This is a genomic window from Polaromonas jejuensis NBRC 106434 (genome assembly GCF_001598235.1).
In the GTDB taxonomy this organism is placed as follows: domain Bacteria; phylum Pseudomonadota; class Gammaproteobacteria; order Burkholderiales; family Burkholderiaceae_C; genus Polaromonas; species Polaromonas jejuensis.
The window spans coordinates 167,980-189,276 of the sequence record NZ_BCYO01000006.1; the positions used below are offsets into that span (position 1 = coordinate 167,980).

Annotated in this window: 26 protein-coding genes; 1 reads left to right on the top strand and 25 read right to left on the bottom strand. The window is 62.8% G+C overall.

All coding sequences use genetic code 11. From position 1 onward, the window contains the following. Nucleotides 1-112: 112 nt before the first annotated feature. A complete protein-coding gene (locus PJE01S_RS09785; RefSeq protein ID WP_068833232.1) occupies nt 113-1,270 on the top strand; it encodes a S1C family serine protease in 1,158 nt (385 codons plus the stop codon). A gap of 147 nt (nt 1,271-1,417) precedes the next feature. Here PJE01S_RS09785 and tatC read toward each other — a convergent pair whose 3' ends face one another. From tatC to PJE01S_RS09910, 25 genes are all read right to left on the bottom strand, one after another. Further along, nucleotides 1,418-2,218, bottom strand: a complete 801-nt coding sequence (gene tatC / locus PJE01S_RS09790; RefSeq protein ID WP_068833234.1) for a twin-arginine translocase subunit TatC — start codon at nt 2,216-2,218, stop codon at nt 1,418-1,420. Between the two features lie 64 nt (nt 2,219-2,282). Beyond that, nucleotides 2,283-2,750, bottom strand: a complete 468-nt coding sequence (gene tatB, locus PJE01S_RS09795) for a Sec-independent protein translocase protein TatB (RefSeq protein WP_068833236.1) — start codon at nt 2,748-2,750, stop codon at nt 2,283-2,285. Nucleotides 2,751-2,919: 169 nt separating this feature from the next. Further along, complete coding sequence (gene tatA / locus PJE01S_RS09800) at nt 2,920-3,162, bottom strand: Sec-independent protein translocase subunit TatA (RefSeq protein ID WP_068833238.1); 243 nt, start codon at nt 3,160-3,162, stop codon at nt 2,920-2,922. Nucleotides 3,163-3,325: 163 nt separating this feature from the next. Further along, nucleotides 3,326-3,700, bottom strand: a complete 375-nt coding sequence (locus PJE01S_RS09805; RefSeq protein ID WP_068833240.1) for a histidine triad nucleotide-binding protein — start codon at nt 3,698-3,700, stop codon at nt 3,326-3,328. 43 nt (nt 3,701-3,743) lie between these two features. Next, nucleotides 3,744-4,094, bottom strand: a complete 351-nt coding sequence (locus PJE01S_RS09810; protein WP_068833241.1) for a DUF4870 family protein — start codon at nt 4,092-4,094, stop codon at nt 3,744-3,746. Nucleotides 4,095-4,145: 51 nt separating this feature from the next. Beyond that, nucleotides 4,146-4,529: a phosphoribosyl-ATP diphosphatase gene (locus PJE01S_RS09815; protein WP_068833243.1), complete on the bottom strand. Its 384-nt coding sequence runs from the start codon at nt 4,527-4,529 to the stop codon at nt 4,146-4,148. 14 nt (nt 4,530-4,543) lie between these two features. Further along, the gene (gene hisI, locus PJE01S_RS09820; RefSeq protein WP_068833245.1) at nt 4,544-4,933 is read right to left on the bottom strand and encodes a phosphoribosyl-AMP cyclohydrolase; all 390 of its coding nucleotides are present in this window, start codon (nt 4,931-4,933) and stop codon (nt 4,544-4,546) included. Between the two features lie 143 nt (nt 4,934-5,076). Continuing rightward, the gene (gene hisF, locus PJE01S_RS09825; RefSeq protein ID WP_068833247.1) at nt 5,077-5,877 is read right to left on the bottom strand and encodes an imidazole glycerol phosphate synthase subunit HisF; all 801 of its coding nucleotides are present in this window, start codon (nt 5,875-5,877) and stop codon (nt 5,077-5,079) included. Between the two features lie 178 nt (nt 5,878-6,055). Continuing rightward, nucleotides 6,056-6,796 carry a 1-(5-phosphoribosyl)-5-[(5-phosphoribosylamino)methylideneamino]imidazole-4-carboxamide isomerase gene (gene hisA / locus PJE01S_RS09830; protein WP_068833249.1) on the bottom strand — a complete coding sequence of 247 codons (741 nt, stop codon included), beginning with the start codon at nt 6,794-6,796 and terminating at the stop codon, nt 6,056-6,058. Between the two features lie 70 nt (nt 6,797-6,866). Then, a complete protein-coding gene (gene hisH, locus PJE01S_RS09835; protein WP_068833251.1) occupies nt 6,867-7,544 on the bottom strand; it encodes an imidazole glycerol phosphate synthase subunit HisH in 678 nt (225 codons plus the stop codon). Between the two features lie 142 nt (nt 7,545-7,686). Further along, nucleotides 7,687-8,307 carry an imidazoleglycerol-phosphate dehydratase HisB gene (gene hisB, locus PJE01S_RS09840; RefSeq protein ID WP_068833253.1) on the bottom strand — a complete coding sequence of 207 codons (621 nt, stop codon included), beginning with the start codon at nt 8,305-8,307 and terminating at the stop codon, nt 7,687-7,689. After that, nucleotides 8,304-9,392: a histidinol-phosphate transaminase gene (gene hisC, locus PJE01S_RS09845; protein WP_068833255.1), complete on the bottom strand. Its 1,089-nt coding sequence runs from the start codon at nt 9,390-9,392 to the stop codon at nt 8,304-8,306. Before hisC ends, hisB begins: the two co-directional genes overlap by 4 nt. Further along, nucleotides 9,389-10,732, bottom strand: a complete 1,344-nt coding sequence (gene hisD / locus PJE01S_RS09850) for a histidinol dehydrogenase (protein ID WP_068833257.1) — start codon at nt 10,730-10,732, stop codon at nt 9,389-9,391. Before hisD ends, hisC begins: the two co-directional genes overlap by 4 nt. Nucleotides 10,733-10,737: 5 nt before the next feature. Next, the gene (hisG, locus tag PJE01S_RS09855) at nt 10,738-11,388 is read right to left on the bottom strand and encodes an ATP phosphoribosyltransferase (protein WP_068833437.1); all 651 of its coding nucleotides are present in this window, start codon (nt 11,386-11,388) and stop codon (nt 10,738-10,740) included. A 156-nt stretch (nt 11,389-11,544) separates the two neighbouring features. Further along, nucleotides 11,545-12,819, bottom strand: a complete 1,275-nt coding sequence (gene murA, locus PJE01S_RS09860) for a UDP-N-acetylglucosamine 1-carboxyvinyltransferase (RefSeq protein WP_068833259.1) — start codon at nt 12,817-12,819, stop codon at nt 11,545-11,547. 16 nt (nt 12,820-12,835) lie between these two features. Then, on the bottom strand, nt 12,836-13,081 hold the full coding sequence (locus PJE01S_RS09865; protein ID WP_068833261.1) for a BolA family protein: 246 nt from the start codon (nt 13,079-13,081) through the stop codon (nt 12,836-12,838). Nucleotides 13,082-13,097: 16 nt separating this feature from the next. Further along, complete coding sequence (locus PJE01S_RS09870) at nt 13,098-13,853, bottom strand: ABC transporter permease (RefSeq protein ID WP_068833262.1); 756 nt, start codon at nt 13,851-13,853, stop codon at nt 13,098-13,100. Next, nucleotides 13,850-14,809: an ABC transporter ATP-binding protein gene (locus tag PJE01S_RS09875; protein WP_068833264.1), complete on the bottom strand. Its 960-nt coding sequence runs from the start codon at nt 14,807-14,809 to the stop codon at nt 13,850-13,852. Before PJE01S_RS09875 ends, PJE01S_RS09870 begins: the two co-directional genes overlap by 4 nt. 99 nt (nt 14,810-14,908) lie before the next feature. Continuing rightward, a complete protein-coding gene (locus PJE01S_RS09880) occupies nt 14,909-15,178 on the bottom strand; it encodes an STAS domain-containing protein (protein WP_068833266.1) in 270 nt (89 codons plus the stop codon). 14 nt (nt 15,179-15,192) lie between these two features. Further along, the gene (locus tag PJE01S_RS09885) at nt 15,193-15,828 is read right to left on the bottom strand and encodes an MlaC/ttg2D family ABC transporter substrate-binding protein (protein WP_068833267.1); all 636 of its coding nucleotides are present in this window, start codon (nt 15,826-15,828) and stop codon (nt 15,193-15,195) included. Between the two features lie 166 nt (nt 15,829-15,994). Continuing rightward, complete coding sequence (locus PJE01S_RS09890; protein WP_068833269.1) at nt 15,995-16,786, bottom strand: MlaA family lipoprotein; 792 nt, start codon at nt 16,784-16,786, stop codon at nt 15,995-15,997. After that, nucleotides 16,783-17,319, bottom strand: coding sequence for an outer membrane lipid asymmetry maintenance protein MlaD (mlaD, locus tag PJE01S_RS09895; protein ID WP_068833270.1), 537 nt, complete (start codon nt 17,317-17,319; stop codon nt 16,783-16,785). Before mlaD ends, PJE01S_RS09890 begins: the two co-directional genes overlap by 4 nt. Nucleotides 17,320-17,457: 138 nt before the next feature. Next, the gene (mlaE, locus tag PJE01S_RS09900; protein ID WP_068833272.1) at nt 17,458-18,252 is read right to left on the bottom strand and encodes a lipid asymmetry maintenance ABC transporter permease subunit MlaE; all 795 of its coding nucleotides are present in this window, start codon (nt 18,250-18,252) and stop codon (nt 17,458-17,460) included. After that, nucleotides 18,249-19,088, bottom strand: coding sequence for an ABC transporter ATP-binding protein (locus PJE01S_RS09905; RefSeq protein ID WP_068833274.1), 840 nt, complete (start codon nt 19,086-19,088; stop codon nt 18,249-18,251). Before PJE01S_RS09905 ends, mlaE begins: the two co-directional genes overlap by 4 nt. A gap of 703 nt (nt 19,089-19,791) precedes the next feature. Continuing rightward, a complete protein-coding gene (locus PJE01S_RS09910) occupies nt 19,792-21,258 on the bottom strand; it encodes a glutamate synthase subunit beta (RefSeq protein WP_068833275.1) in 1,467 nt (488 codons plus the stop codon). Nucleotides 21,259-21,297: the final 39 nt, after the last annotated feature.

Here is a 21,297-nt window from a genome sequence, read left to right on the forward strand (position 1 = left end):
TCCACCACCACGCGGCTTCCTGCTTGGGGGACAATACGGCTGATGCAGCGCGCGCCACCGGCCCAGCCGCAACACCCTGCCCTTTGACCTTCCCTGTTGACCCCTTTTACCCATGAAGCGTACCTGGCTCCTGTTTTCCCAGACCGTCACCGTTTTGCTGGCGGCCTATTTTGTGGTGGCCACGCTCAAGCCGCAGTGGCTGGACAGGGGCAGTTCGCTGGGTGGCGTGTCCGTGATCGAGGCCCCGGCCAGCAGCCTGCAGCGCAGCACCGGCGCAGTCGGCAGTTTCAGCTCGGCAGCCAAAGTTGCCTCGGCCGCCGTGGTCAGCATCAACACCAGCAAGGCCGCCGCCAAAAACCCGCACGCCGACGACCCATGGTTCAAGTTTTTCTTCGGCGACCAGGGCGCCGACGAGCCGCAGGGCGGCCTCGGCAGCGGCGTCATCATCAGCCCCAGCGGCTACATCCTGACCAACAACCATGTGGTCGAGGGCGCCGACGAGATTGAGGTCATCCTCAACGACACGCGCAAGGCCAAGGCCCAGGTCATAGGCACCGACCCCGACACCGACCTGGCGATCCTGAAAATCGACCTGGACAAGCTGCCCGCCATCGTGCTGGGCGACTCCGACGCGCTGCAGGTGGGCGACCCGGTGCTGGCCATCGGCAACCCCTTCGGCGTGGGCCAGACCGTGACCGGCGGCATCGTCAGCGCGCTGGGGCGCAACCAGCTGGGCATCAACACCTTCGAGAACTTCATCCAGACCGATGCCGCCATCAATCCCGGCAATTCGGGCGGCGCGCTGGTCGATGTGAACGGCCACCTGATGGGCATCAACACCGCGATTTACTCGCGCTCTGGCGGCTCCATGGGCATAGGTTTTGCCATTCCCGTGTCCACGGCCAAGCAGGTGCTGGAAAGCATCGTGAAGGACGGCCAGGTAACGCGCGGCTGGATAGGCGTAGAGCCGCAAGACCTGAATCCCGAGTTGGCCGAGACTTTCAACCTCAAGCCCGGCGCCGCCAAGACGGGCGGCGTGATCATCACCGGCGTGCTGCAAAACGGCCCGGCCGCACAGGCCGGCATACAGCCCGGTGATGTGATCACGGCCGTCAAGGGCAAACCCGTCGGCAATGTGAGCCAGCTGCTGAGCGCGGTGGCCGCCCTCAAGCCCGGCACGCCCGCCCCCCTGACGGTGCACCGCGGCGACAGCCAGAGCGAGATTGCCGTGACGCCCGGCAAACGCCAGCGGCCCAAGGTGCAGCGCTGAAGCCATCCCCGCGACCCGGCATGAATTGCTAGCAATTTAATAGCTGGATGCGCCCGCCTCAATTGGGCTGGAGGCCGATTTAAGGCTTGTTTCAGGCGTTATGGCCGCAAACCGGCCAGGATCAACGAAGCCGGAGGCCCCGGCCCTTCAAGGCTTGGCGGCTTCGGTGTCGCTGTCGGCGTCGGGCGCCTTGGTGTGCTTGACGAACACCTGCGCCGCGAGAATGCCGATTTCATAAAGCCCGCCCACCACGGCCAACAGCATGAGCATGGAGCCCGCGTCGGGCGGCGTGACCAGTGCGGTGCCAATCGCGGCAACCACCCAGAAGTAGCCGCGGTACTGGCGCAGCTGGGCGATGCTGAGCACGCCCATGCGCACCAGCAAAATCACTGCAATCGGCACCTCGAAGGCCAGGCCGAAAGCCAGAAACATGCCGAGCACGAAATTGAGGTATTCCTCGATGTCCGGCGCGGCGGTGATGGACTTGGGCGCAAAGCTCTGGATGAACTTGAAGACCTGGCCAAACACGAAGTAGTAGCAAAACACCACGCCCAGAAAAAACAGCAAGGTGCTGGAAATCACCAGCGGCATGACCAGTCTTTTCTCGTGCGAATACAGGCCCGGCGCCACAAAGGCCCAGACCTGGTAGAGCACCACCGGCAGCGCAATCATGAAGGCCGCCATGAAGAGAATCTTGATGGGCACGACAAACGGCGAGACGACGTTGGTGGCAATCAGCGTGGCGCCCTTGGGCAGTGCGGCGACCAGCGGCGCGGCCAGCAGGTCGTAGAGCGCGCCCGGGCCGGGATACAGCGCCAGGATGGCCGCCGCGATACCGATGGCAATCACCGCCTTGATCATCCGGTCCCGCAGCTCCATCAGGTGCTGCACAAAGGGCTGTTCGGTGCCCGCGAGTTCGTCGGGCTTGTCGGTGTTGGAGTCGCTCATGAAAGAAGTTTGCGCTGGGTGAAGTGCGCCGGCGTGCGCGCAACAGGAGAGTCAGGAGGAACCGTCAGGCATTGTGGCCCGGTTTGGGGCGAAAGCGCGCCACGCGGGCAGCGCCCGACTGGGCCCTGGTACGCACGCCCGAACGGGCCTTGTACCACTGCGGCGTTGCGCCTGTTTTAAGCCGCCACTTCTTTTTCGGATGTTTGTATTCGGGAAAGACTTCAAAACCGGGCAACTCGCCGCTGGACGCCGTGCCTGTGGTTTCAGCCCATGATTTTTCAAAATCGCTGGCGCTGGTCTGGATCGAGCTTTCGACGTCGCGCGCGGCGCTTTCGACGGTCTCTTTCATTTTCTTGAGCTCGTCGAGCTCCATGGAGCGGTTGACTTCCTGCTTGACGTCATTGACATAGCGCTGCGCCTTGCCCAGCAAGGTGCCCACGGTACGGGCCACGCGCGGCAGCTTTTCCGGGCCGATGACGATCAGCGCCACGGCGCCTATCAGCGCCATTTTGGAAATGCCGAGATCAATCATGGAACATCAGGCCACAGAGCCGTGCGACAAGCGCAGGCATGCAATTTCCCGCCGGGCCGCCCCAAGGGAAATTAGCCCCTTCTTCCAGTGAAAGGGGCAGCGTACCGCCGAAGGCACGCGAAGCGTTCTCGAAGAGCGGCGTAGCCACAAGCGTGGGGGCAGCATTGCTTCAAGACTTTTGCTTGGCTTCGACGTCAATGGTGGTCTTGTCTGCCTTCTGGGCATTGGTGACCTGGCCAGCAGGGGCGGCCGCCTCGTCGGCAGCCGCCTGGCCGCCTTCCTTCATGCCGTCCTTGAAGCCCTTGACCGCACCGCCGAGGTCGCTGCCGATGTTCTTGAGTTTTTTGGTGCCGAACACCATCACCACGATCAACAGCACGATCAACCAGTGCCAAATGGAAAGTCCACCCATGTTTTGCTCCTAATCTGTAATGGCAGGTTTTGCCGGTTTGCACGCAACTGTATTGATTCTAAGGGCCCCGCAGCCGAGGCCGCCGATTACACCCATTGACCCTGCGGGTAGTTAGTGTCTTTGCCGGCCCCCAGGGTTCCCCGAGCCGTCCCGCGAAGCGTCACTAGCCTTTCAACCAGGGCCGCGGGCCACCAATGACATGGAAATGCAGGTGTCGCACCTCCTGGCCGCCCTCGGTACCGGTATTGGTCATGATGCGGAAACCGCCTTCCGGGTAAGGGTTGCAGCCCTGCGCCATCGCCAGCTCGGGGGCCAGCACCAGCATGCGCCCCAGCATTGCCGCATGCTCGGGCCCTACCTGCGCCATCGACGGGATATGCACCTTGGGAATGATCAGGAAATGCACCGGCGCCCAGGGATGGATGTCATGGAAGGCGAGCAGTTCGTCGTCCTCGTACACCTTGCGGCTGGGAATGGTGCCGGCGGCGATTTTGCAAAAAATACAGTGGTCTGCGTGGCTAGGGTCTGGGTGGCTCATGCGGTCGTCCGGATTCGGTCATTGATGATGAAGAAGGCCCGGCTCAGGTCAGCCGGTTGTCGCTAAAGCGCATCCAGCCCCGGATGCAGCGGTACAGGTACCAGAGCCAGACGATGCCGTAGGCGATCGCGCCCGGAAAAATAAACAGCAACCACAAAGGCGACAGCACGACCAGCCACAGCAGCGTCCACCAGAAGGTGGCAATCATGTAATTGTGGTGGTCGATGTACAGCGCGTTGGTTTCATCGGCACGCCGCAGGTAGTTGATGATGAGCGCGATCACCGCAAACACGCCGCCACTGAACCAGGCCAGCGTGTGCAGGCCGTACAGCAAATGCATGACGCTGCGGTCGTTGGCGGTTTTGGGCTCGAATTCAGCCAGATCGGTTTCCACGGTTCAGACTCCTTTCGACAGGAACGGCCACAGGGAAATCAGCGCCCCCGCTCAGGACTTTTCAGCCGCTTCGCGGTGCTGCGCCTTGCGCAAGGCCTTTTCTTCCAGGCCGCTGGTGCCCTCGCGGCGCTCCAGCTCGGCCATCACCTCGGCCGGCGTCACGCCGTAGTGCGCCATGGCCACCAGGCTGTGAAACCACAGATCCGCGAACTCGCCGACCAGCTTGCCCTTCAACTCGGGCGTGGCGCCGCAATGGTCGATGTCCTTGGCGGCCATCACGGCTTCGGTGGCTTCCTCGCCGATTTTCTTCAGGAAGGCGTCGGGGCCCTTGTGCAAAAGGCGCGCCACATAGCTTTTGTCCGGATCGCCGCCGTGAGCCGCCTTGCGGCTTTCGATGATTTGCGCCAGGCGCTCGAGGGTATCGTTGGAGGACATGGTGGGTGCGAAGGCTATTTGTAGATGCTGCCGGGGTCTTTCAAGACCGGCTCGGTGACGACCCACTGGCCGTCCTTGTAGAGGCTGAAAAAGCAGCTGTGGCGGCCAGTGTGGCAGGCAATGCCGGGCTCGTGGCCAAGCTGCGTGACCTTGAGCAGGATCACGTCGTTATCGCAGTCGAGCCGGATTTCATGCACGGTTTGCAGGTGGCCGGACTCCTCGCCCTTGTGCCACAAACGCCCGCGCGAGCGGCTGAAATACACCGCCTGGCCCAGCTCGGCGGTCTTTTGCAAGGCCTCGCGGTTCATCCAGGCGAACATGAGCACATCGCCGCTGGCGGCTTCCTGGGCAATGACCGGGACCAGGCCCTTGTCATCCCAGCTGACTTCGTCTAACCAATTCATATCTGGTATTGTCCGCGATTGTGGCAAGGCGCTGTGCGACGCCCCGGCAAGCCCTGAAACGGGCGCCATTTACTATCAATTCAATAGCTTCCTGCGCCCGGCTGGCGGGGGCTGGAGGCCTGAAAGGCTTGAAAACCCTGGAATCAGAGGCGAACCGGGATGCCGCGTTCGGCCATGTGGCGCTTGGCCTGCCCGACGGTGTACTCGCCGTAGTGAAAGATGCTGGCCGCCAGCACCGCATCGGCGCCGCCTTTTTGCACGCCGTCGGCCAGGTGGTCGAGGTTGCCGACGCCGCCCGAGGCAATCACCGGCACACTGACGGCATCGCTCACGGCGCGGGTCAGCGCCAGGTCAAAGCCGGCCTTGGTGCCGTCGCGGTCCATGCTGGTCAGCAAAATCTCGCCGGCGCCGCGCCGCGCCATCTCGCTGGCCCAGGCCACGGCATCCAGGCCAGTGTTCTTGCGGCCGCCATGGCTGTAGACATCCCAGCCCGGGCCGACGGGTACGCCCTCGGGCGTCAGGCGTTTCTCGTCTTCTTCAGTGCGGCGCTTGGCATCGATGGCCACCACGATGCACTGCGCGCCGTATTTGGTCGAGGCGTCTGCTATCACCTGCGGGTTGGCCAGCGCGGCCGAGTTGAAACTGGTTTTGTCGGCGCCGGCATTGAGCAGGCGGCGCACGTCTTCCACCGTGCGCACACCGCCACCCACCGTCAGGGGAATGAACACCTGCGAGGCCACGGCTTCGATGATGGGCAGGATCAGGTCGCGCCCGTCGCTGGTGGCAGTGATGTCCAGAAAGGTGAGTTCGTCGGCGCCCTGCTCGTTGTAGCGCGCGGCGATTTCCACCGGGTCGCCGGCATCGCGCAGCTGGGTGAAGTTGACGCCTTTGACGACGCGGCCGCCGGTGACGTCGAGGCAGGGGATGATGCGTTTGGCGAGCATGGTTCAGGACCCAAAAAATAGCACTATCAGCGGAACAACCACGATTGCCCCAACGGAGACCAACAAGAATTGCGGCAGTGCCGCAAAGCCATATTCAATCGCGACGTACCCGAGGATCGCACTCAGACAGGAAGCAATCGTGAAAACGACCGTCCACTGTGGAACAGACTTGCCGGTCTTATCCGTTGAGTTCGTCGGCTTTGGCTTGAGCAAGAGCAAAATCCAGGTCGCCGCTGTAAATCGAGCGGCCGCAAATCACGCCTTCGACGCCCTCGTCTTCGACCGCGCAGAGGGCTTCAATATCCGCCATATTGGACAGGCCGCCCGAGGCAATCACGGGAATGGTCAGCGCCTGCGCCAGCCTGACGGTGGCTTCAATGTTGATGCCGCTGAGCATGCCGTCGCGGCCGATGTCGGTATAGATGATGGACTCGACGCCGTAATCCTGGAATTTCTTGCCCAGGTCCACGACTTCGTGGCCGGTCAGCTTGCTCCAGCCGTCGGTCGCCACCTTGCCATCCTTGGCATCGAGCCCGACGATGATGTGGCCGCCAAAGGCGGTGCAGGCGTCCTGCAGAAAGCCGGGGTTTTTCACGGCGGCGGTGCCGATGATGACGTAGCGCAGGCCGGCATCGAGGTAGCGCTCGATGGTGTCCAGGTCGCGGATGCCGCCGCCCAGCTGCACATCGATTTCGCTGCCGACTTCGGCCAGGATCTGCTTGATGGCGGCCTCGTTTTTGGGCTTGCCCGCAAAGGCACCGTTCAGGTCCACCAGGTGCAGGCGGCGCGCGCCCTTGTCGACCCAGCTGCGCGCCATGGCGGCCGGGTCTTCGCTGAAGATGGTGGATTGGTCCATGTCGCCCTGTTTCAGGCGAACGCAGTGACCGTCTTTCAGGTCAATAGCGGGGATGAGTAGCATGTTGCGGTTAAAAGGGAACAGGTAACGGGGTTGACAAAGACGCTGCGCTGATTTGCCCAGTGTGCTCGAATCAGGGTTTCCAGTGCAGGAAATTGCGGTACAGGGCCAGTCCGTGATCGGCACTTTTCTCGGGGTGGAACTGGGTCGCGAAAATATTATCGCGTGCAATCGCCGCCGTAAAGCGCGCACCGTAGTCCGCTTCGCCCGCAATGTGGCGCGCATCCGACGGACGGGCATAAAAGCTGTGGACGAAGTAAAAATACGCGCCGTCGGGCACGCCGGCCCACACCGGGTGCGCCGAACCGGATGCCTGCGACTGGTAAACCTGGTTCCAGCCCATTTGCGGCACCTTGTAGCGGCTGCCGTCGGGCTGGATTTTCCCGGCCAGATCAAACTTGACGACCTCGCCGGGAATCAGGCCCAGGCCGGGCGTGATCGCACCGGCCAGGCCTTCATGGCTTTGGTCCAGCAGCATCTGCATGCCCACGCAGACGCCAAACAGCGGCTTGTTGGCAGCGGCGTGCAGCACCGCCGCCTGCAGGCCGGATTCGGCCAGCGCCCGCATGCAGTCGGGCATGGCGCCCTGGCCGGGCAGCACCACGCGCTCGGCGTTAAGCACATCCTGCGCGCGCGAGGTGACCACGACCTCGTAGCCGCTGCCCTGCGCCACATGCTGGACGGCCTGCGAGACCGAGCGCAGATTGCCCGAACCGTAATCGACCACCGCCACCGTTTTCAAATTAGACATTCAGAAGGTCAGAAGGGGAAAGAAAAGGGAAAAGAGCCCAGGGCGCGCCATTTGCTACCATTTCGGTAGCAAATTCCGCCCATCATACAAGGGCTGCAGGCCAAAAACATGATGGATTTTGTCCGGACCGTGGCCATGATGCCTACAGCGAGCCCTTGGTCGAAGGGATCACGCCGGCGGCGCGCGGATCGATTTCCAGCGCCATGCGCAGGGCGCGGGCAAAAGCCTTGAACACGGTCTCGGCCTGGTGGTGTGCGTTTTCGCCCTTGAGGTTATCGATGTGCAGTGTCACAAACGCATGGTTCACAAAGCCCTGGAAGAATTCGAAGGCGAGCTGGCTGTCAAAGGTGCCTATCATGCCGCTCTTGAAGGGCACGTGCATCTGCAGGCCGGGACGGCCCGAAAAATCAACCACCACGCGGGACAGCGCTTCGTCGAGCGGCACATAGGCGTGGCCATAGCGGCGCAGGCCTTTTTTGTCGCCCACGGCCTTGGCCACGGCCTGCCCCAGCGTGATGCCGACGTCTTCCACAGTGTGGTGGCCGTCAATGTGCAGGTCACCCTCGGCGTGAATATCGAGGTCGATCAGGCCATGGCGGGCAATCTGGTCCAGCATGTGGTCAAAAAAACCGATGCCGGTGGACAGCTTGGCCTGGCCCGTGCCGTCCAGGTTGACCCTGACGGTGATTTTGGTCTCGGCCGTGTTGCGCGAGACTTCCGCGATGCGCGGGGCGGTGGTGGAAGCAGAGGTGGAGGTCGTCATAGGGATTCTTCAAGCGCCGCCAGCATTTGCGAATTTTCCTCCGCGGTGCCAACCGTCAGGCGCAAACAATTGGCCAGCAATGGATGCATTTTAGAAACGTTTTTGACCAGCACCTTGCGCGCCCGCATGCCTTCAAAGGTTTTGGCCGCATCCGGCACCCGCACCAGGATCATGTTGGCATCGCTTTTCCAGGTCTTGACGCCCTTCGTGGCCCCCAGCGCATCCAGCAGGACGGCGCGCTGCGCGACCAGCTCCTGCGCCTGCGCGGCAAACACGTCCCGGTGTTCCAGCGCAAACAGGGCGCACTCGTAGTTGAGCACGCTGATGTTGTAGGGCGGGCGCACCTTGTCGATCTCGGCAATCAGGGCTTTCGGGCCCATCATGTAGCCGAGGCGCACGCCGGCCAGGCCGAACTTGCTCAGGGTGCGCATCAGCAGCACATGACCATGCCCGGCGATGCGGTCGATGTAGCTCTTGCTGGAAAACGGCTGGTAGGCCTCGTCCAGCACCACCAGGCCCGGCGCTGCGTTGATGATTTTTTCGATCACCGCGTCGTCCCACAGATTGGCCGTGGGATTGTTCGGGTAGGCCAGGTAGATGATGGAAGGCTGGTGCTGGGCAATAGCGGCCAGCATGGCGGCTTCGTCGAGCTCGAAGTCGGGCGTCAGCGGCACACCGATGAATTTCAGGCCCTGCAGCTGCGCGCTCATGCCGTACATCACAAAACCGGGCAGCGGCGCCAGAATGGAACCACCGGCCACATCGCAGGCCATGGCGAGCAGCGAGATCAGTTCGTCCGAGCCATTGCCCAGCATGAGGTCAAAGCCCTCGGGCATTTGCGCATAGTCCGCCAGCGCACGGCGCAAGTCGTTGACGCGGCCATCCGGGTAGCGGTTGAGCGCGACCGCGCCCAGCCGCTGCCCCAGCTCGGCCTGCAAGGCGGCCGGCAGGCGGTGCGGGTTTTCCATCGCGTCGAGCTTGACCATGCCGGCCGAGTCCTGAACGGCGTAGGCGTGCATGGACTGGATGTCCTGGCGAATCAGTTTCTTGAGTTGAGGGGGCAGTGTGGAATCAGGCGCGGTCATGGGCTCATTCTCATTTCGGGGACGGTCTGCAAGCGCATCTCGGCGGCGCGCGCATGGGCCTGCAGGCCTTCGCCATACGCCAGTTCGGCGGCGATCTTGCCCAGTACCTGGGCGCCCTGCTCGCTGACCTCGATCAGGCTGGAGCGCTTCTGGAAGTCATACACCCCCAGCGGGCTGGAAAAACGCGCCGTGCCGCTGGTGGGCAGCACATGATTCGGGCCGGCGCAGTAGTCGCCCAGCGATTCACTGGTGTAGGCCCCCAGAAAGATGGCGCCTGCATGCTTGAGCAGCGGCTCCCAGCGGTGCGGCGCGTTGCTGGAGACCTCCAGATGCTCGGGCGCAATGCGGTTGCTGATGGCGCAGGCTTCTTCCATGCTGCGCGTGTGGATCAAGGCGCCGCGGCCCGTGAGGCTCTTGGCAATGATCTCGGCGCGCGGCATTTGCGGCAGCAGTCGGTTGATGGCGGCCTGCACCTGGTCGATGTAGGCGGCGTCGGGGCACAGCAAAATGCTTTGCGCCAGCTCGTCATGCTCGGCCTGGCTGAACAGGTCCATGGCGACCCAGTCGGCCGGTGTCGTGCCATCGGCCAGCACCAGAATCTCGGAAGGCCCGGCAATCATATCTATGCCCACGGTGCCAAACACGCGCTTCTTGGCGCTGGCCACATAGGCGTTGCCGGGGCCGGTGATCTTGTCGACCTTGGGCACGGTCTGCGTGCCATAGGCCAGTGCCGCCACGGCCTGCGCGCCGCCGATGGTGAAGGCGCGCGTCACGCCGGCCACATAGGCGGCGGCCAGCACCAGGGCGTTCTTTTCGCCCTTGGGGGTCGGCACCACCATGATGATTTCGCCGACGCCGGCCACATGGGCGGGAATCGCGTTCATCAGCACCGACGAGGGATAGGCCGCCTTGCCGCCGGGCACATAAATGCCGACGCGGTCCAGCGGCGTGACCTTCTGGCCCAGCAGGGTGCCGTCTTCGTCGCGGTAGCTCCAGCTTTCGCCGCTGGCCTTTTTCTGCGCCTCGTGGTAGCTGCGCACGCGCCGGGCGGCGGCCTGCAGGGCGTCCCGCTGAACCGCGGAAAGTCCATCGAAAGCGGCTTTGAGCTCGGCCTGCGTGAGCTCCAGCTCGGCCATCGCCGCGGCACCCAGGCCATCAAACCGCGCTGTGTAGTCCAGCACCGCCGCATCGCCGCGCTGCTGCACGTCGGCCAGGATGTCGGCGACGCGCTGCTCGATCGCGGCATCGGTGTCGGCCGACCAATGCAGACGCGCCTTGAATTGGGCATCAAAATCATCATCAGCCGTTGACAGGCGGGCGGGAGTAGCTAGCATATTCATAGCATTCAGCGGACGGACTGGTTTTCAACGGCCAGGGCAAAGGCATCGATGATCTTGCGAATCGGCGCCTGCTTGAGCTTGAGTGCCGTCTGGTTCACCACCAGCTGCGAGCTGATGTCCATAATGCGCTCGACTTCGACCAGATGGTTGGCCTTGAGCGTGCTGCCGGTCGACACCAGATCGACGATGGCGTCTGCCAGGCCGGTCAGCGGCGCCAGCTCCATGCTGCCGTAGAGCTTGATCAGGTCGACGTGCACGCCCTTGGAGGCAAAAAAGTCGCGCGCAATCGCCACGTATTTGGTGGCCACCTTGAGACGCGAGCCCTGCTTGACGGCTGCCGCGTAGTCAAAGCCCTCGCGCACCGCCACGCTGATGCGGCATTTGGCGATTTGCAAATCCAGCGGCTGGTACAGGCCCTGGCTGCTGGATTCGAGCAGCGTGTCCTTGCCCACCACCCCCAGATCGGCACCGCCATATTGCACATAGGTGGGCACGTCGGTGGCACGCACCAGCACCACGCGCACATCGGGCTGGTTGGTGCCCAGAATCAGCTTGCGTGATTTTTCGGGATCGTCGAGCACCTCGATGCCGGCTGTTTTCAGCAGCGGCAGGATGTCGTCGAAGATGCGGCCTTTGGATAGTGCGAGCGTGATCACGGTGATGCTTTCAAAGAAAAGGGACGCAGACAAGCCGATGGGCGACAGCAACGCCCCGTCTTGCCAAGTTCAAGCCGCAGGGCCGGCTTTGCCGGACTGCAGGCGGGCGGCCCCCTCGGGGGGCAGCGAACCACACGAAGTGGGGAGCGTGGGGGCTCACGACCTCACTCTTTCTATGTCGGCGCCAATGCCGCGCAGCTTGGCTTCCATCTGGTCGTAGCCGCGGTCCAGGTGGTAAATGCGGTCCACCATGGTTTCACCCTGGGCGACCAGGCCGGCAATCACCAGGCTGGCGGAGGCGCGCAGATCGGTGGCCATCACCGTGGCGCCGGAGAGCTTTTCAACCCCTTCCATGACGGCGACCTTGCCCTCGATCTGGATCTTGGCCCCCAGGCGCACCATCTCGTTGACATGCATGAAACGGTTTTCAAAAATCGTCTCGGTCACCGCGCTGGCGCCTTGCGCGATGGCATTGAGCGCCATGAACTGGGCCTGCATGTCGGTCGGGAAACCCGGGTATTCGGTGGTGCGGAAGGACTGGGCCTTCATGCGGCCACTGGCCTGGATGCGGATAAAGCCGTCGCCCGCCGTGATGACGGCACCGGCCTCACGCAGCTTGTCGATGACAGCGTCGAGGTGATCGGCGCGGCCAGCCTTTAGCACCACATCGCCACCGGTGGCGGCGACGGCGCACAAAAAAGTGCCGGCCTCTATCCGGTCAGCCACCACCTGGTGGGTGCAGCCGTGCAGGCGCTCCACGCCCTGGATACGGATGCGGCGCGTGCCGTGGCCCTCAATCCTGGCCCCCATCTTGATGAGCATTTCGGCCAGATCGCCGATTTCGGGCTCCTGCGCCGCGTTTTCGAGAATGGTTTCGCCCTCGGCCAGGGTGGCGGCCATCAGGAAATTCTCGGTGCCGGTCACCGTGACCATGTCGGTGGTGATGCTGGCGCCCTTGAGGCGTTTCTGGCCGGCCGGCAACCTGGCAATCATGTAGCCATGCTCAACCACAATCTCGGCCCCCATGGCCTGCATGCCCTTGATGTGCTGGTCCACCGGCCGCGAACCAATCGCGCAACCACCGGGCAGCGACACCGTGGCCTCGCCGAAGCGCGCCAACAGCGGGCCCAGGGCCAGCACCGAGGCGCGCATGGTTTTCACCAGCTCGTAGGGGGCCTCGGGGGAGCTCAAGGCACCCGCATTGAGGGTGACGGTGCTGGGCCGCGCCTGGCTGCGCTCCGCCTGCACGCCCATGTTGCGAATCAGCTTGAGCATGGTGGCCACGTCCTGCAGGGCGGGCACGTTCTCCAGCGTCACGCTGTCTGCGGTCAGCAGCGCCGCGCACAGCTCGGGCAGCGCGGCATTCTTGGCACCCGAAATTTCGACCGTGCCGGCCAGCGAATTGCCGCCCTTGATGAGTAGTTTGTCCATGTTTTTTGGGGCGATGTTATTGCGCGTTGTTGGCCGCCCACTCGGCGGGCGTGTAGGTTTTCATGGACAGCGCATGCACCTCGTCGGTCTGCAGGCGGCCACCCAGCGTGGCATAGACCCGCTGGTGGCGCTGGATCAGGCGCTGGCCCTCAAACACGCTGGAGACGATGGTGGCATACCAGTGCCGGCCGTCGCCGGACAGCTCGATGTGTTCGCAGGGCAGGCCTTGCGCAATGATGGCTTGAAGTTCTTCGCTGGTCATGTTTTCGTTGTTCCGGTCAATGTCTTATTTTGTAGCCGGTGCGCAGCATGTTGACGGCCACCGCACTGACGACAAGCAGGGCCGTCAGCACAATGCCCAGGCTCAGCCAGGGCGAGACATCGCTGACGCCAAAAAATCCGTAGCGGAAGCCGTCAATCATGTAGAAAAACGGGTTCAGGTGGCTGACCTTTTGCCAGAAAGGCGGCAGCGAATGAATCGAATAAAACACGCCGCTCAAAAAGGTCATGGGCATGATGACAAAATTCTGGAAGGCCGCCATCTGGTCGAATTTTTCAGACCACAGGCCGGCAATGACACCCAGGGCGCCCAGCATGGCCGCGCCCAGAATCGCAAATACCGCAATCCACAGCGGCGCCACAAAGCCGGGCTGGCCAAAAAATACGGTGACGGCAAACACGCCCACCCCGACCAGCAGGCCGCGCGCAATGGAAGAGCCCACGTAGGCAAAAAACCAGTGCCAGTGCGACAGCGGCGTGAGCAGCACAAACACCAGGCTGCCCATGATCTTGCTCTGGATCAGCGACGAGGAGCTGTTGGCAAAGGCGTTTTGCAGCACGCTCATCATCACCAGCCCGGGCACCAGGAAAGCGGTGTAGCTCACCTGGCCATACACCAGCACGCTACCCTGCAGCACATGGCCGAAAATCAGCATGTACAGCACGGCGGTCAGTATCGGAGCGCCAACGGTCTGGAAAGCGACCTTCCAGAAACGGAGCACTTCCTTGTACAAGAGGGTTTGCCAGCCGTTCATGCGGCGACTCCAGCCAGGTTGATTTCCACAGGGACTTCGACGGCTTTTTCAGCCATCACATCAAGAAACACATCTTCCAGATCGGCCTTGCGGATTTCCACGTCTTCGGCCACCAGCCCCGCCTCGCGAATGGCGGCCAGGTATTGCTCGACTTCACGCGCGTTGTTCGCGGGAAACTGCACAATCCGGCCCGTAATCCGGGCCTGGTCCGCAAGGTGACTGGGCAGTTCACTGTCAATTTTGAAGCGCAGCACATTCGATGAAGCCGCCTTGAGCAACTCCGAGGTCTGCGCCAGCGCCACCACCCGGCCCTGCTTGAGCATGGCGATACGGCTGCACAGGGCTTCGGCCTCTTCAAGGTAGTGCGTGGTCAGCAGCACGGTGCTGCCCTGCTTGTTGAGTTTGGCAACGAACTGCCACAAGGTCTGGCGCAGCTCCACATCGACGCCGGCGGTGGGCTCGTCCAGCACGATGACCTGGGGTTTGTGCACCAGCGCCTGCGCCACCAGCACGCGGCGCTTCATGCCGCCCGAGAGCTGGCGCATATTGGCATGGGCCTTGTCGGCCAGCCCGAGACTGGCCAGCAGCTCGTCAATCCACACGTCGTTGTGCTTGATGCCGAAATAGCCGGACTGAATGCGCAGGGCCTCACGCACCGTGAAAAAGGGGTCAAACACCAGCTCCTGCGGCACCACGCCGAGCTTGCGCCTGGCATTGGCGTAATCCGTCAACACATCGCTGCCGTGCACCTTGACACTGCCGCTGCTGGCCCGCGACAGGCCGGCCAGGATGCTGATGAGGGAGGTCTTGCCCGCGCCATTGGGGCCGAGCAAGCCAAAAAACTCGCCGGGCTGGATGTCAAAGCTCACATCGTCCAGCGCCCGGACGGCGGGACCGGTCTGGTTTCGGATGGCGGGGTAGGTTTTGGAGACGGACTGGAATGAAATGGCTGGCATGAGCCCGTCATTTTAAGGGCTGGCGCCTTTTTTATTCGCCGGGCCGGTGTAAGGCCCCGCCGGGCGCAGGATGCCCGCGTTGAAAAGCCGGCAGCCGGCTCAGGCCGTCGCCGGCATCAGCTCAGCCACGCCGTAGAGATTGGCCAGCTGGCGCAGGCGCGCGGGCAAGCCCTGCACCGAGAAAGCCTTGCCGGCGGCCAGCGCTTCACGCCGGCATTCGAGCAGGACGGCCAGCGCGGACGAGTCAAACGTCTGCAGCGCGCCGGCATCCGCCACCACCTCGGCGGGCTGCGCCTGCACCCGCTGTTTCAGCCCATCAACAAAGCCGGGGGCTGCCGCATGCGTCAGAACCGGAGGGAGCGCCAACATCACCAGCGGCCCGCTCAGGACTTCTTCTCGGACGCGTTGGACTTGTTGCGCTGCGCGAGCGACGCGATCAGGCCATCCACGCCATTGGCACTGATTTCCTGGGCGAACTGGGTGCGGTAGGTTTCCACCAGCCAGATGCCCAGCACGTTGAGGTCATAGATTTTCCAGCCGCTCGGCGTTTTTTCCATGCGGTAGTCCAGCTGAACCGGGTCACCACGGCCCAGGACCTCGGTGCGCACCACCACCTCGGTGTCGGCCGGCTCCGCGCGCAAGGGCTTGACACTGACCTTCTGGTCGCTGACCTGCGCCAGCGCCCCCGAATAGGTGCGGACCAGCAGCGTCTTGAACTCATCCTGCAGGCGCTTTTTCTGATCGGGCGTGGCCTGGCGCCAGTTGCGGCCCACGGCGGAAGCCGTCATGCGCGTGAAGTTCACATGCGGCATGACCTGGCTGTCGACCAGCGCCAGTACCTTGCTCACGTCGCCGGCCTTCACGGCCTTGTCAGACTTGATGTTGTCCAGCACCTCTGCGGAGACCCGCTTGATCAGGGCATCCGGTGCTTCGTCAGCGGCGCGAACAAAAGGCGCCGAGGCCAGCAAGGCCAGGCTGAGTGAAGCGGTCAATAAGCGGCCAAGGGTTCTACGGTTCATGGTTTTTTTCCTTCAATGAGCGAAACATGCGGTGATGGATGGCGCGACAGGATAATTCACCTGCCGCCTGCCAATACCGTTGATTCGAGGGTTATTTTGCTGAATTTTTTCGCGGCGGACGGTGAAGTTTTGCGACGCTCTTGTAAATATTGTTGGCCCGCGGCGCTTACTTGGCGGGCGGTACAGGCGCAGCCGTTGCACCGCCTTCGGGGCCCGCTTCGGGCAGGTCGTAGCGCTCCTCGGCCGGGGCGGGCGCCGGGGCCGAGCGGCCGATCCGGTTGCTGCGGCGCTGCAGGTAGATGTCCCGCACGAAACTGTATTTATCGAGCGCGGCCTCGTCCAGCACATTGCCGGCCCCCAGCAAATTGGCCCGCGAGTCCACCGCACGCAAGCCCACCAGGGAATTGCGGACAGGCACGTTGTCAACCGCATTCAGCACACTGCCCTTGGCATCCACCAGTGTGCCCACGGAATCGCGCACCGAAGAGGGGCCCAGCAGGGGCAGCACTACATAAGGGCCAGAAGCCGCGCCCCAGTGCCCCAGCGTCAGACCGAAATCTTCGCTGTGCCTGGGGATGTTCATGTCGCTGGCCACGTCAAAAATGCCGCCCAAGCCCCAGAGCGTGTTGGTGGTGACACGAAAAAGACTGTCCATGGCCGCTTCCCCCTTGAGCTGCAGCACATTGTTGACCATCGACCAGACATCCGAAATATTGCCGAAGAAGTTGGTGACGCCTGTGCGCACCAACTGCGGCGTCACGTCCTTGTAGGCTGTCGCCACCGGCTTGAGGACGGTGCGGTCCACGCCCTCGTTGAAGCTGAACATGGCCCGGTTGAAGGGTTCCAGAGGGTCGGCCGGATTGGCGCCGGGGCCTGTGGCGCAGCCCTGCAGCAGGGCCAATGTCAGGGCTGCGGCAGCCCAGCACACCGGTGGTTTCATCGTGGTTCGTGTTGTCATTTTTTTGCTGCGGATTCTTTTGCTGCGGATTCTTTGGCTGCAGATTCTTTTGACGGTGCGGTCCCTGATCCGGAACTGCTGTCCGCCGCCTTGCTGTACAAAAACTGGCTGATCAGATTTTCAAGCACGACGGCGGACTGGGTCTGCTTGACCACATCCCCGGCGGCGAGGTTTTTCTCGTCCCCGCCCGGCTCGACGCCGATGTACTGCTCGCCCAGCAGGCCGCTGGTCAGTATCTTGAGCGAGCTGTCCTTGGGAAACGCATAGCGGCTGTCCATCGCCAGATTAACGCTGGCCTGGTAGGCCTTGTCATCAAACGTGATGTTTTCAACCCGGCCCACCACCACGCCGGCACTTTTGACGGCGGCACGCGGCTTCAGACCGCCAATATTGTCAAACTTGGCGGTGACCCGGTAAGAGGTGTCGAAATTCAGAGTCAACAGATTGGCCGATTTGAGCGCCAGAAACAGGATGGCCACGCCACCTATCAGCACAAACAAACCGACCCACAGATCATTCTTTGAGCGTTGCATTTTTTTCTTTCGATGACCCGACGAGTCCGCCTTTTGCGGCTTCACGCCGGCCGACAGGCCTGCCCTTGCGGCCAATAAGAGCCGCTTACAAACTGTTGTGATTTTCGCATGACTGGATTCAACACGCAGGCGGCCAGCTTAAAGACTGAACATCCACGCCGTCATCAAAAAGTCCAGCCCCAGCACGGCCAGCGAAGCCACGACCACGGAGCGGGTGGTCGCCCGCGACACGCCCTCCGGCGTGGGCTGCGCCTCGAAGCCCTGGTGCAGCGCCACAAAGGTCACCGTGACACCGAAGACAAAGCTTTTGACGATGCCGTTGCCGACATCGCGCCAGACATCCACGCCCGACTGCATCTGGCTCCAGAAAGAACCCGCGTCGACGCCAATCATCACCACGCCGACCACCCAGCCGCCGATGATGCCGACCGCACTGAACACCGCCGCCAGCAGCGGCATGGCGATGATGCCGCCCCAAAACCGCGGCGCCAGAATTCGCCGCACCGGATCGACCGCCATCATTTCCATGGCGGACAGCTGCTCGCCGGCTTTCATCAAACCGATCTCGGCCGTCAGCGCCGTGCCGGCCCGGCCGGCAAACAGCAGCGCCGTCACCACCGGCCCCAGTTCCCTGACCAGGCTCAGCGCCACCAGCAGGCCGAGCGCCTCTGAAGAGCCATAGCGCTGCAAGGTGTAATAGCCTTGAAGGCCCAGCACAAAACCGACAAACAGGCCGGACACCGTGATGATGGCCAGCGAGTAATTGCCGAGGAAAAAAATCTGGTCGCGCACCAGGCCGAAACGTTTCAGGGCCGGCCCCGACAGTGCCAGCAGGCGCCGCATCAGCAGGGCGGCATAGCCCAGATCGGCCAGCTGGCAGCGCAGGCCAAAACCCAGACTCGAGAGCAGGCGGACGGGGCTGAAGCGGCTCATGAACGTGCGCCCCGGTCAGCACGGCCAAAATCAGCGGCGACGTCCGGCCCGGGATAATGGAATTTCACGGGACCTTCGCTGAGCGCGTTGACAAACTGGTGCACCAGCGGATCGCTGGAGTGGCGCACCTCATCGGGCGTGCCCTGCGCTGCAATGCCGCCGTTGGCCAGAATGATGACCTTGTCGGCGATGCGGAAGGTTTCCTCCAGATCATGCGACACCACAATGCTGGTGATGCCCAGCGTGTCGTTGAGCTGGCGAATCAGTTGCGCGGCGGTGCCCAGAGAGATCGGGTCCAGGCCGGCAAACGGCTCGTCGTACATGATGAGTTCGGGGTCCAGCACGATGGCGCGCGCCAGCGCCACGCGCCTGGCCATGCCGCCGGAAACCTCGCCGGGCATGAGATCGCGCGCGCCGCGCAGCCCCACGGCATTGAGCTTCATCAGCACGATGTCACGGATCAGGCTGTCGCTCAGGGAGGTGTGTTCGCGCAGCGGAAAGGCCACGTTGTCAAACACGCTCAAATCGGTGAACAGCGCTCCAAACTGGAACAGCATGCCCATGCGGCGCCGGGCCGCGTAGAGCTCGGGCTGTGCCAGCTTGCCAACGTTTTTCCCGTCAAACAACACTTCACCACTGCTGGCTTTTTGTTGCCCGCCGATCAGGCGAAGCACCGTGGTCTTGCCGCCACCCGAAGCGCCCATGAGCGCCGTGACCTTGCCCCTGGGCACCGACAGCGTGACCCGGTTGAGAATCACGCGGTCCCCCGCAGAGTTCGGATAGGAAAAGGTCACATCCTTGAATTCAACCAGCGATGAAGCAGAAATGTTGGCCATTAAAGTGGGAAAGGCCAACGAGTAGGTCGGCAGGGCTGAGGGAATGCCCTAATGATACGGTGTTTGGGCGGATTCGTTCCCCGCACGGTCGCCGGACAAGCGGCATCGCAGCTGCTGCACAACACTCTTGCAGGTGTCAAAGGCCAGAACTCTCAAGGAAATAGTGTCTGTAGCCAAGAAGAACAAGCACAGGCAGCTATTATTTTTATAGCGAAAAACAGTGCACGCCAGCACACCCGCTCACCCGCTGTCTCTGCGGACAGCTGCCGGGCGATTTGTGAAGGCCGGGCGTTGCTTTCAGCGTGGCAAGTCGCTGTAACCCATGAGGAACTCGTCCACCGCGCGCGGCTTGCCGGCCTTCGCGCTACGCAAGCGTGAGCTTGCGTTTCCCCAACCGCCCTTGGGGCGATTTGTGCGGGCCGGGCGTTGCTTTCAGCGTGGCAAGTCGCTGTAACCCATGAGGAACTCGTCCACCGCGCGCGGCTTGCCGGCCTTCGCGCTACGCAAGCGTGAGCTTGCGTTTCCCTAACCGCCCCCTGGGGCGATTTGTGAAGGCCGGGCGCTGCTTTCAGCGTGGCAAGTCGCTATAACCCATGAGGACCTTGTCCACCGCGCGCGGCTTGCCGGCCTTCGCGCTACGCAAGCGTGAGCTTGCGTTTCCCTAACCGCCCCCTGGGGCGATTTGCGAAGGCCGGGCGCGGCCTCAGCGTGGCAGGTCGCTGTAACCCATCAGAAACTCGTCGACAGCGCGCGCGGCTTGGCGGCCTTCGCGAATCGCCCACACCACCAGGCTCTGGCCGCGCCGGATATCACCGGCGGCAAACACCTTGGGCACGTTGGTGGCATAGCCGCCCGTGAAATCAGTGCTGGCCTTGGCATTGCCGCGGCTGTCTTTTTCCACGCCAAAGCCTTCCAGAATGGAGGCCACGGGCGAGACAAAGCCCATGGCCAGGAGCACCAGATCGGCCTTGAGGGTTTGCTCCGAGCCGGGCACCTCGACCATCTTGCCGTCTTTCCATTCGACACGAACGGTTTTCAGGCCGGTGACCTTGCCTTTTTCGCCCATCAGTTCCTTGGTCGAAATGGCGAACTCGCGCTCGCAGCCCTCCTCGTGGGAAGAAGAGGTGCGCAGCTTGATCGGCCAGTAAGGCCAGGTCAGGGGGCGGTTTTCCTCTTCGGGCGGCTGTGGCATCAGCTCAAACTGGGTCACGCTGGCCGCACCATGGCGGTTGCTGGTGCCCACGCAGTCGGAACCCGTGTCGCCACCGCCGATCACGATGACATGCTTGCCGTCGGCCCGGATCTGGCCCTTGACCTTGTCGCCGGCGTTGACCTTGTTTTGCTGCGGCAAAAACTCCATGGCGAAATGCACGCCGTCCAAGTCGCGGCCGGGCACGGGCAGGTCACGCGACTGCTCGGCACCGCCGGTCAGGATCACGGCGTCAAAGTCTTTCTGCAGTTGTTCCGGGCTAATGGTTTCCTTGGCCCAGTTGATGACCTTGGAGCCCTTGGGCAGGCTGCCGATCATCACGCCGGTGCGAAAGCTCACGCCCTCGGCCTGCATCTGCTCGACACGGCGGTCGATATGGATTTTCTCCATCTTGAAGTCGGGGATGCCATAGCGCAGCAGGCCGCCTATGCGGTCGTTTTTCTCGAACAAGGTCACGTCATGGCCGGCGCGCGCCAGTTGCTGCGCCGCCGCCATGCCGGCGGGGCCGGAGCCCACCACCGCGACCTTCTTGCCGGTCTTGTGCCTGGGCAGCTGGGGCTTGACCCAGCCCTCGGACCAGGCACGGTCGATGATGGCGTGCTCAATCGACTTGATGCCGACCGCGTCGTTGTTGACGTTCAGCACGCAAGCGGCCTCGCAGGGCGCCGGGCAGATGCGGCCGGTGAACTCCGGGAAGTTGTTGGTGCTGTGCAGCGTATCGATCGCGTTTTTCCAGTCGGCGCGAAACACCATGTCGTTGAAGTCCGGAATGATGTTGTTGACCGGGCAGCCGTTGTTGCAGAACGGCGTGCCGCAGTCCATGCAGCGCGCGGCCTGCTTGTTGGCCTGCGCATCGTCCAGGCCTATGACGAATTCCTTGTAGTTTTTCAGGCGCTCCGGAATGGGCTTGTAGCCCTCTTCGATGCGCTGGTAGTCCATGAAGCCGGTGATTTTTCCCATGATGAAGTCCTGTCGATTCCGTTGTTAGTACAAGTGTTG